General features: G+C 63.8%; 9 protein-coding genes. 5 read left to right on the top strand and 4 right to left on the bottom strand.

What is annotated here, in order from left to right; translation table 11 throughout:
• Nucleotides 1-427, top strand: a 427-nt coding sequence (locus tag CAK78_RS04605; protein WP_176452667.1) for an OmpA family protein, incomplete at its 5' end; no start/stop codon positions are given.
• A 129-nt stretch (nucleotides 428-556) separates the two neighbouring features.
• On the opposite strand, the gene CAK78_RS04600 is transcribed toward CAK78_RS04605, so the two are convergent.
• Both CAK78_RS04600 and CAK78_RS04595 read right to left on the bottom strand, forming a co-directional pair.
• Complete coding sequence (locus CAK78_RS04600) at nucleotides 557-2,251, bottom strand: NAD-dependent malic enzyme (RefSeq protein WP_017765762.1); 1,695 nt, start codon at nucleotides 2,249-2,251, stop codon at nucleotides 557-559.
• 68 nt (nucleotides 2,252-2,319) lie between these two features.
• Complete coding sequence (locus tag CAK78_RS04595) at nucleotides 2,320-3,177, bottom strand: helix-turn-helix transcriptional regulator (RefSeq protein ID WP_176452666.1); 858 nt, start codon at nucleotides 3,175-3,177, stop codon at nucleotides 2,320-2,322.
• A gap of 120 nt (nucleotides 3,178-3,297) precedes the next feature.
• Between CAK78_RS04595 and CAK78_RS04590 the strand changes: the two genes are divergently transcribed.
• Nucleotides 3,298-4,677, top strand: coding sequence for an MATE family efflux transporter (locus tag CAK78_RS04590; protein ID WP_094696512.1), 1,380 nt, complete (start codon nucleotides 3,298-3,300; stop codon nucleotides 4,675-4,677).
• Between the two features lie 139 nt (nucleotides 4,678-4,816).
• A complete protein-coding gene (locus CAK78_RS04585) occupies nucleotides 4,817-5,065 on the top strand; it encodes a YciN family protein (RefSeq protein ID WP_005298586.1) in 249 nt (82 codons plus the stop codon).
• Nucleotides 5,066-5,099: 34 nt separating this feature from the next.
• On the opposite strand, the gene CAK78_RS04580 is transcribed toward CAK78_RS04585, so the two are convergent.
• The gene (locus CAK78_RS04580) at nucleotides 5,100-6,239 is read right to left on the bottom strand and encodes a GGDEF domain-containing protein (protein WP_094696511.1); all 1,140 of its coding nucleotides are present in this window, start codon (nucleotides 6,237-6,239) and stop codon (nucleotides 5,100-5,102) included.
• Between the two features lie 246 nt (nucleotides 6,240-6,485).
• Here CAK78_RS04580 and CAK78_RS04575 point away from each other — a divergent pair, with 246 nt between their 5' ends.
• Complete coding sequence (locus CAK78_RS04575; RefSeq protein ID WP_094696510.1) at nucleotides 6,486-7,883, top strand: nucleobase:cation symporter-2 family protein; 1,398 nt, start codon at nucleotides 6,486-6,488, stop codon at nucleotides 7,881-7,883.
• A 99-nt stretch (nucleotides 7,884-7,982) separates the two neighbouring features.
• Nucleotides 7,983-8,684, top strand: coding sequence for a lipoyl protein ligase domain-containing protein (locus CAK78_RS04570; protein WP_094696509.1), 702 nt, complete (start codon nucleotides 7,983-7,985; stop codon nucleotides 8,682-8,684).
• Nucleotides 8,685-8,792: 108 nt separating this feature from the next.
• Here CAK78_RS04570 and CAK78_RS04565 read toward each other — a convergent pair whose 3' ends face one another.
• Nucleotides 8,793-10,169: an alanine/glycine:cation symporter family protein gene (locus CAK78_RS04565; RefSeq protein WP_094696508.1), complete on the bottom strand. Its 1,377-nt coding sequence runs from the start codon at nucleotides 10,167-10,169 to the stop codon at nucleotides 8,793-8,795.
• Nucleotides 10,170-10,373: the final 204 nt, after the last annotated feature.

The following is a 10,373-nucleotide window of genomic DNA, read 5'->3' as shown; positions in this document are numbered from 1 at the left end:
GGACCAGACCTTCAACCTGAGCTCGGACGTGCTGTTTGCGTTCGGCAAGGCGGATCTCAAGCCGGAGGGGATGCAGGCACTCGACTCGCTCTACCAGCAGATCGTCGACGTCAAGCCCAAGGATGGCAGCGCCGTGGTGATGGGCTACACCGACCGCATAGGCACGGATGCCAACAACCAGAGGCTGTCGGAGGCCCGCGCCAGCACGGTTGCCAACTTCCTGATCGGCAAGGGGTTGCCCGCCGACAAGGTGAGTATCCAGGGCAATGGAGAGAGCAACCCGGTCACCGGCAGCCAGAGTGATGTCATCAAGGCCAAAGCCGCTCTCATCGACTGCCTGGCCCCGGATCGCCGGGTGGAAGTGCGGGTCACCGGTACCCAGGGGAGCGCCGAGCCCGCCGCGCCGGAGATGCCAGCAGAGCAGTGAACCCCACCGAGCAGAGGGCCGGACGTGTGATCAGGTGCAGATGACAGCGCGCCGGCCAGCAAGCCCGCCACGCCATGCACAAAAAAGGGATGCCGAGGCATCCCTTTTGCTTTGCGTCTTTGCGCAGGATCAGAAGGAGGTACGGCGATAGCGGCGGTACTCTGGGCGCCAGAAGTTCGCCTCGATGGCCTGATCGATCACCTCGTCCGGGGTCTGCACCGCCTTGCCCTGCAGCATGGCGGTCTTGGCCACCATCTTGGCGATGTAGCGGGAAACTTCATGAATGTCCGCCAGATCCGGCAGCAAGGAGCCCTCTTCCCCTTTCACCAGCGGCGAGCACTCCGCCAGCGCGCGGCTGGCCGACATCAGCATAGCATCGGTCACCCGGGTGGCACCGGCGGCGATGACGCCAAGGCCGATCCCCGGGAAGATGAAGGAGTTGTTGCACTGGGCGATGACGTAGCGCTTGCCCTTGTACTCCACCGGTGCAAACGGGCTGCCAGTGGCCACCAGCGCCTGACCGTCGGTCCAGCGGATCAGATCTGCCGGGGTCGCTTCCACCCGGGAGGTGGGGTTGGAGAGCGGGAAGATGATGGGGCGGGCACAGTGCTTGTGCATGGTCTTGACCACCTCTTCGGTGAACAGCCCCGGCTGGCCGGAGACCCCGATCAGGATGTCCGGACGACCGTGCTCCATCACTTCCAGCAGGGAGATGTTGTCCCCCACCGGCCAGTCGGCGATGCGCTCTACCGGCTGGGAGAGGCGGCGCTGGAAGTCGAGCTGGTTGGGGATCTTGTCGGTGATGAGGCCGAATCTGTCCACCATGAAGACCCGGCTGCGCGCCTGGGCATCGGTCAGACCCTCGGCTTTCATCTGCGCCACGATCTGCTCGGCGATGCCGCAACCGGCGCTGCCAGCTCCGAGGAAGGCGACCCGCTTCTCGGAGAGCTTGGCGCCGGAGGCCTTGCAGGCGGCGATGAGGCTGCCGAGGGTCACGGCGGCGGTGCCTTGAATGTCGTCGTTGAAGCAGCAGAGCTCGTTCTTGTAGCGATTGAGCAGCGGCATGGCGTTGTTCTGGGCGAAATCCTCGAACTGCAGCAGGATGTCGGGCCAGCGGCGCTTGACCGCCTGAATGAAGGCGTCGACGAACTCGGCATACTCTTCGCCCGAGATGCGCGGATTGCGCCAGCCCATGTAGAAGGGGTCATTCAGCAACTGCTGGTTGTTGGTGCCCACGTCCAGCACCACCGGCAGGCAGTAAGCCGGCGAGATGCCACCACAGGCGGTGTAGAGCGACAGCTTGCCAATGGGAATCCCCATGCCGCCGATGCCTTGGTCACCCAGACCCAGGATCCGCTCGCCGTCGGTGACCACGATCACCTTGACGTTCTGCTTGGTGGCGTTTTGCAGCATGTCATCGATCCTGTCCTTGTCCGGATAGGAAATGAACAGGCCGCGGGCGCGACGATAGATGTTGGAGAACTCCTCGCACGCCTTGCCGACGGTCGGGGTGTAGATGACCGGCAGCATCTCGGTCAGGTGGTTGGTCAGCAGCCGGTAGAAGAGCGTCTCGTTGGTGTCCTGGATGTTGCGCAGGTAGATGTGCTTGTCCATGTCGTTGCCGAACGCCATGAACTGACGGTAGGCCCGTTCGGCCTGCTCTTCGATGGTCTCGATATTCTGGGGCAGCAGGCCTTCGAGGTTGAAGTTGCTGCGCTCTTCGCTGGTGAAGGCACTGCCCTTGTTGAGCAGCGGGGTCTCCAGCAGGGCCGGACCGGCATAGGGAATGTAGAGGGGACGTTTCTGGTTATTATCTTCAAACATGGATCGGGTACCTAAACGATGACCTGGACGAAGGAGTCCGCCGATCCTATGGGCTTGCGCCGTTAATTTCAAAGAGTTTGCACATCCGTTGCAAAAGGTTTGCGACCCAGGCGACGAAAGGCGCCAGGGGTCAGACCAGTGAACCGGCGAAAGCGGTTGGCAAAGTTGGCGCCATCGCTGTAACCGACCCGGCCGGCCAGCTCACCCAGCGACCAGTTGGTGTAGAGCAGCAGCTGGCGTGCCTTGTTCATACGAAGCTCGGTCACCTTCGCCATGGGCCCCATGCCGAACGTCTGCTGGCAGAGCCGGTGCAGATGGGGCACCGAGCAGGCCATCTGCTCGGCCAGCAAGGCTACACTCCAGGGCTCGTCGAGGCGTGCCTCCACCCGTCGAAACAGCGCCTGCAACCTGAGCTCAGGGGTGCCACGCACCTCCCCCTGCAGGGTGCGTTCCAAGAGCGCCAGCAGCAAACTCAGCAGTTGGGGCTGCAACGGTGAACGCCCCCCCTCCCCCTGGATAAGGTTGAGCAGATGATGAAGCTGCTCCCCGCCATCCCCCTGCCAGATACGGTGGCCGAGCCGGTGCAGATGCTGCCAGCGCGGCACGTCGTCGAGCAGGATCCAGCTGGTGTGCCACTGCTCACCCACCAGCTTGAGGCCGCCCGGCACTGCCGCCGGCAAGAAGATGAGCGAACCGCCCAGGATGGGTAGCTCGCCGTCATCGGTGAGCAGGGCGCCCCCTTCGCTGTGACTCGCCATCAGGATGTGAAACTCGGGCCGGTTGCGGCGAATGAGGTAGTGCTCCCGAATGGTCGAGAGGCCGGTCAGGAAGATACCGGCCTCGCCGAGCAGCGGCAGCCCTTCGCGCCCCAGCATTCGCTCCTCACAGGCCGGGGCGATTTCCAGACACTCGCTGACAAACGGCATAACACCTCAACAGGATAGTTTTACACAAGAAAACCGAGAGAGGCTCACAGTGAAGCCGCCCGCAGCCCCCCTTATCATACCCGTGACAAACCTTGCTTTTTATCTACCCGGTTAACATAAATGAATTATTGGCAAGCGATTTTAAAACAAACCACCGATCGCGAGTTCATGACCCGATTGTGGCGGCTGGCCCTGCCGGTCTCGCTGCAATCCATGATGTTCTCCCTGCTCGGTCTCATCGACATCATGATGGTGAGCCAGCTTGGCACCACGGCTGTGGCGGCGGTCGGCTTGGGTAACCGGGTTTTCTTCTTCAATCTGCTGGTGATAGCGGGCCTCTCGGGTGGGGTCTCGGTGTTGGCGGCACAATATTACGGTCGCGGCGAGATGGCCGGGGTGCGCCGCTCGCTGGCGCTGGCGCTGGTGGGGGCCCTGGCGGTGAGCCTGCCATTTGCCCTCGTCTATCTGCTTTCACCTGGCAGCGTGCTCGGCTTTGCCAGCCAGGAGCCCGCGCTGCGCGAGCTGGCCGATCAATTTTTGATGATAACCGGCGCCACCATCCTCTGCACCGCAGTGGTGGTGCCGCTGGAGTCGGCGCTGCGCTCGGTCGGCAATGCCGCCGCCCCCACCCGCATCGGCATCATCGCCATCATTGCCAACGTCATCCTCAATTACGCCCTCATCTTCGGCCATTTCGGCTTCGAGGCCATGGGGGTGGCCGGCTCGGCCTGGGGCACCACGATTTCGCGGCTGCTGCAGACTGCACTGCTGCTGCTCTACGTGAGACGCTACGAGGCGCGCCTGATCCCGCGAAAGGATGACTGGCTAGCCGCCTTCAAACGCAAGGAGGTGGTGCGCTTCACCCTGATCGCCCTGCCGCTCTTGTTCCACGACGGGCTCTGGGCCTTCGGCATGCTGCTCTACGGCTTTCTTTACGCGCACCTTGGCACCGACTCGCTGGCCATCATGACCACCCTCGGGACGCTGGAGAGCATCCTCATCTCCCTCTTCTTCGGGTTGGCGGTGGCTTGCTCCACCCTGCTCGGCCACCGGCTCGGGGCGGAAGAGTACGAGGTTGCCTGGCAACACTCCCAGCTCTTCCTGCTGCTCGCCCCCATCGGTGCCTTGCTGGTGGGGATCGCGGTCTGGCTGCTGCAGACCCACCTGCTGCAGTGGGTCGGCAACCTGCCGGGCGAGCTGATGACGGAGGCCGGCCAGGTGCTCGCCATCCTGTGTCTGGGCATGTTGCTCAAGGTGTTCAACATGGTGGGTATCGTCGGGGTATTGCGCTCGGGCGGGGATGTGAACTACAGCATCTTCATCGACATCGTCGGCATGTGGTGCATCGGCCTGCCGCTCGCCTGGGGAGCGGTCAACCTGCTCGGCTGGCCCCTCTCCTGGGTGGTGGCGGTGATCCTGCTGGAGGAGCTCAGCAAGATGCTGCTGGTGCAGCGCCGCATCCGTCAGCGCCGCTGGCTGCGCAATCTGGTGCTGGGATAATGGAAGAGAGCAAAGCGGGAAAATGCGGGGTCATATCAATGACAGAAAATCCCGCTTTGCAGTATGCTGACCCCCTCTTCAATCAGAGGCAGGGCCGATCCTTATGCCCCCTGCCCAGTAGTCGTTTAAGGAGACGAGCATGCAACCACAAAAAGAGCTGATCACCGAGACTGCCCTGCTGGAGATGGCCAACAAGATCATCAAGGAACACGAAGACTTCATCCACGGCATGCGTGCCGACTCGGTGGAGCAGAAGGGGGAGATCCTGGTGTTCAAGGGGGAGTTCTTCCTGGCCGAAGATGGCACCCCGACCGGCAAGACCATGGCGGTGTTCAACATGTTCAAGCTGCTGGCCCAGCAGCTCTCCGGCAAGTACCAGCTGGGCTGAGCCCGCCCAACCCCGCTCAAGCAAGATGCCGCCCTCAGGCGGCATCTGTCTGTATGGTGGCAGGCTGTGCCGGCTTGCCACCCAGCTCCCCCACCACGCAGTTGCGCCCGGCCATCTTGGCCATGTAGAGGCACTCGTCGGCCCGGTTGAGCAGATCCTCGACCCCTTCGCCACGCATGGCCAGGGTCAGGCCGATACTCACCGTCACCTCCAGCAGTTCATCGGAGGTGGGGCTCTTCACCAGCCGAGCTTCCACCGCCACCCGCAGCCGCTCGGCCACCCGCTTGGCCTGGGCCAGCTCGGCGCAGCTGGGCAGCAGGATGGCAAACTCCTCGCCGCCGTAGCGGCCCAGCACCATGCCGGGCTCCAGCTGCTCCGCCAGGGTCGCCGCCACCTCCTTGAGCACCGCATCCCCCGCCAGATGGCCGAAGGTGTCGTTGATGCGCTTGAAGCGGTCCAGATCCAGCAGCAGCACCGCAAACGGCGCCTGCTTGCGGATCATGCTCATCCGCGCCTTTTCCAGCTGTTTCATCAGCAGGCGGCGGTTCATCATGCCGGTCAGCTCGTCGGTGGTGGACTCCCGGTAGAGCTGCAGCAGCATGTTGAGCTGGCCGCACTGCACCCAGCTGCTGGCCAGGGCGAACAGCCCCAGCAGCCAGATCTGGTTGAGGGTCTGCACGCTCCAGAGCGGCTGCCCCACCAGCAGCCAGTTGCCGGCCAGCATGGTGACCAGAATGCCCCCCGCCAGCTGCAGGCCGAGGGAGAGCGGAATGGGGAAGATGGCGAACAGGCTGATGAGCAGGTAGGGAAACGCCATATAGCCCGCCTGCAGCTCCTGATCCGCGCCGAAGCTGTGCAGGCAGATGAGGGAGAAGAGCATCATCACCGCCATCAGGTAGCCGAGCGCCAGCTTCATGCGTTCGCGTCTGAAATGGATGAGGTAGGAGAAGGGGATGAGCGGGGAGAGGGCGAGCAGGCAGAAGATCCGGGCCTGAAACAGTTCATCGAACTGGGCGGCGGGCAAGGTCAGCCAGTCCACCACCGCCCAGGCGGGCAGGCCCACCATCAACAGACAGGTGAGCAGCCGAAGACGCACCGTCATAAAGCCCATGCGGGTCAGGGTAAAATCTTCGGAGTGGGCACGGGCACTCCAGAACTCCGACAGCTTCAGCATCCAGAGCCTCCAAATCGCAACAGAGGCCTCATTCTACGCCGTGCAGCGGCAAAATCCTATGCAACCTGGGCCATTTACGGGCGAGCGCCGTCACACAAACCGGCGGATCATAATCGCCATGCGCAAACGTTTCAACCCATCGAAAAATAAACCCGTTTCCAGCCGAATTAGCGCTGGTCAGCCCGTTCTCAATCACTAAAATAGCGCCCAATTTTCTCCCCCCTCCCCCACACATTCGAGGTATTTATGGAACAGGCTGCCGCCGTACGCGCAACCCGAGAGGCCCATCCACCCAGACGAGCCCACAGCGAACTGGTCTACGGCATAGAGGATGTCCCACCCCTCCCCCAGACCCTGTTCGCCGCCCTGCAGCATATGCTCGCCATGTTTGTCGCCATCATCACCCCGCCCCTCATCATCGCCAATGCCCTCGGCCTCCCTGCCGCCGACACCCGCTATATCGTCTCCATGTCGCTGGTCATGTCCGGCATCGCCTCCTTCATCCAGACCCGCCGCTTCGGCCCCCTCGGTTCCGGCCTGCTCTCGGTGCAGGGCACCAGCTTCAACTTCCTCGGCCCCATCATCGCCTCCGGCCTCGCCCTCAAACAGGCGGCCATGCCCACCGAGGATCTGCTGGGCACCCTGTTCGGCACCATGCTGGCGGCCGCCCTGACCATCGTAGTGATGAGCCGCTTCCTGCACCTGGTCAAACGGATCATCACCCCGCTGGTGACCGGCATCGTCGTGCTGCTCATCGGCCTGACACTCATCAAGGTGGGCCTTATCAGCATGGGGGGCGGCTACGGCGCCCTGGCGGACGGCAGCTTCGCCAGCCACACCAACCTCTTCCTCTCCCTGCTGGTGCTCGGCCTCATCGTGCTGCTGCAGCGCAGTCGCAACCCCTGGCTGCGCCTCTCCGCCATCATGATCGCCATGCTGGTGGGCTATGCGGTGGCGCTGCTGCTGGGCAAGGTCAACGCCCCCACCTTCGACGGCCCGCTGCTGATGGTGCCGATCCCGCTCCACTACGGGCTCGGCTTTGACTGGCAGCTATTCGTGCCGCTCGCCATCATCTTCGTGGTGACCGCGCTCGAGGCCATCGGTGACATGACCGCCACCTCCGACATCTCCGGCGAGCCGCTGGAAGGGCCCGTCTACATGGAACGGATCAAGGGGGGCGTGCTGGCCGATGGTGCCAACTCCATGCTGGCGGCGGTCTTCTCCACCTTCCCCATGTCCACCTTCGCCCAGAACAACGGCGTCATCCAGCTGACCGGGGTGGCCAGCCGCCACGTCGGTCTCTTCATCGCCGCCATGCTGGCCCTGCTCGGCCTGTTCCCGGCGGTAGCGAGCCTGGTGCAGCAGATCCCCGAGCCCGTGCTGGGCGGCGCTACCATCGTCATGTTCGGCACCATCGCCGCCGCCGGCGTGCGCATCATCTCCCGCGAGGAGCTAGATCGCCGCGCCCTGATGATCCTGGCGGTGTCGCTGGCCATGGGCCTCGGAGTGGCCCAGGTGCCGGAAGTGCTGCAACACCTGCCGGATCTGGCCAAGAGCGTGCTCTCCTACGGTGTCGCCACCGGCGGCCTCACCGCCATCGTGCTCAACCTGCTGCTGCCCAAGCGCGCCGCCGCACAGGCCTGACACTCCGCCATCCTTGCACCAAAGCCCCGCCATGCGGGGCTTTACCTCCTTCGCCATCGCGGTTAGTGTGCAGGGCAGCCTCTGCTCAGGATGCCTGCCATGCCCTATACCCTGCTCTCCCCCCTGCCCAGCAGCCACACCCCGGATCAGATCCTGGCCCAGGAGCAACTCTGGCTGCGGGAGTGCGCCCATGACCGCCAGCCCCGCGCCCACCTCTGGCAGGCTTCCCAATGCCTTATCGTCACCCGCAAGGACACCCGCTTGCCCCGCTACCAGGCCGCCTGCGAGCAGCTTGCCGCCGAGGGCTGGCCCGTGCATGTGCGCGACAGCGGCGGCACCGCCGTGCCCCACGGCGCCGGCATCCTCAATCTGTCGCTCATGCTGCCTCGCACCACCACGGATCTGGCCCACTACTACCGGCTGCTGGGGGCGCCGCTGCTCGCCCTGCTGGGGGAATATGGTCTTGAGGGGAGTTATGACTTCGTGCCCGGCTCGTTTTGCGATGGCCAGTACAATCTGGTGATCGGGGGTCGCAAGGTAACCGGCACCGCCCAGCGCTGGCTGGCGCCGGGCCAGGATCACCAAGGCGCCGTGCTGGCCCAGGCCATGCTGCTGGTGGCAGGCGACGTAGACCAAGGCACCCGGATGGCGAGCCGCTTCTACGAGCTGGCGGGTGGCGATCTGCGCTTTATCCCGGGCACCTCCACCACCCTCGCGCAAGCCATAGCTTGGCAAGGGAGCGAGGACGAACTGGTGGAGAGGGTGCGAGCCCGTCTCACCGCGCTGCTGACCCAGGAGTGAGCACAGGCCCTGCTGCCGGGCACAGCAGCCCGCTCCCCTCATAAAAGCGCCCATAAAAAAAGCCACGACCCGGGTCGTGGCTTTTGGTTTGAATGCAGTGTCGTGGCATCAGGCCGTCTGCGGCTCGGGCTCGGACTCCGTATCGCTGTCCCGGCTGAAGTAGGCGCGGGTCTCGGCAATCACCACGTGGCGCAGACCGATAAGGCCGATAAGGTTGGGCACCGCCATCAGACCATTGACGATGTCGGCCAAGAGCCAGATAAGGTCCAGATGCAGGAAGGCGCCGCACGCCACCAGCACCAGGTAGACCAGGCGGTAGGGCTTGATCGCCTTCACCCCGAACAGGTACTCGGTGCAGCGCTCGCCGTAGTAGTTCCAGCCAAGGATGGTGGTAAAAGCGAAGAACAGGAGGCCAATGCTCACCAGATACTGGCCGACATGGGCATCCAGCCCCTGGGCGAAGGCCAGACTGGTCATGGCCGCGCCGCTCGCATCGCCGCTCCACACCCCGGTCACCACCAGGGTCAGACCTGTCATGGTGCAGATGATGATGGTGTCGATGAAGGTGCCGGTCATGGAGACCAGCCCCTGCTCCACACACGAATCGGTCTTGGCCGCCGCCGCCGCGATGGGGGCCGAGCCCAAGCCGGACTCGTTGGAGAAGACGCCCCGCGCCACCCCGGACTGGATCGCCAACATGATGCCGGCGCCGACGAAGCCGCCGGTGGCCGCATGGCCGGTGAAGGCGCTCCCGATCACCAGGGTGATCGCCTCCGGCAGGGCGGCGGCGTTGCTCACAAGCACGCCGAGGCAGGCGACGATGTAGAAGATGGCCATGAAGGGCACCACCTTGCTCGACACGCTGGAGATGGACTTGATCCCCCCCAGGGTCACCAGTGCCACGATCAGGGTCAGCAGCACGGCGGTCACTTCCCGGGGCACCGAGAAGGAGAGGCTCATGGCATCACTGATGGCGTTGACCTGGGGGAAGGTGCCGATACCGAAGAAGGCGACGCCGATGCCAAACAGGGCGAACAGCTTGGCCAGCACCTTGGAGCCGAGCCCCTTCTCCAGGTAGTACATGGGGCCGCCTGCCATCTGGCCGTTGGCATCCTGCTGGCGATATTTGACCGCCAACAGGCACTCGGCGTACTTGGTAGCCATGCCGAACAGCGCCGCCATCCACATCCAGAACAGGGCGCCCGGCCCCCCCAGCTTGATGGCGGTGGCAACCCCGACGATGTTGCCGGTACCGATCGTTGCCGAAAGCGCGGTACAGAGGGCGCCGAAGCTGGAGACATCCCCCTGCTTGCCCTGACCCTGATCGCGGCCAAAAACCAGGCGCAGGGCGAGCGGCAAACGCACGACCTGAAGCAGACCCAGACGCAGGGTGAGATAGACGCCGGTCCCGACCAGCAGGATCAGCAGGGGTGGTCCCCAGATAAAGCTATCGATGGCGGCGAGCGCCGATTGAATTGATGACATGCATCCTCCTTAAGAAACAGAAATTAAGGAGGAGAAGGATGATCTTCCCATAGGTGTCGCGATCAACCAGAGGCGATCGGATGCGGGCCAAAACATGTTCACACTCTTGCTGCGGGGCCGTGATCAAGGCTCATGTGCTGCTCGGAATCCTCACGTATGTCTATACGCTCCGGTTCCTGCGCGGCTCTTTACCTTGCTGACGAT

This window comes from Aeromonas sp. A35_P, from assembly GCF_002259925.1.
In the GTDB taxonomy this organism is placed as follows: Bacteria; Pseudomonadota; Gammaproteobacteria; order Enterobacterales; family Aeromonadaceae; genus Aeromonas; species Aeromonas dhakensis.
The sequence above is the reverse complement of the archived record's forward strand: the minus strand, read 5'-3'. Positions and strand labels throughout refer to the sequence as shown.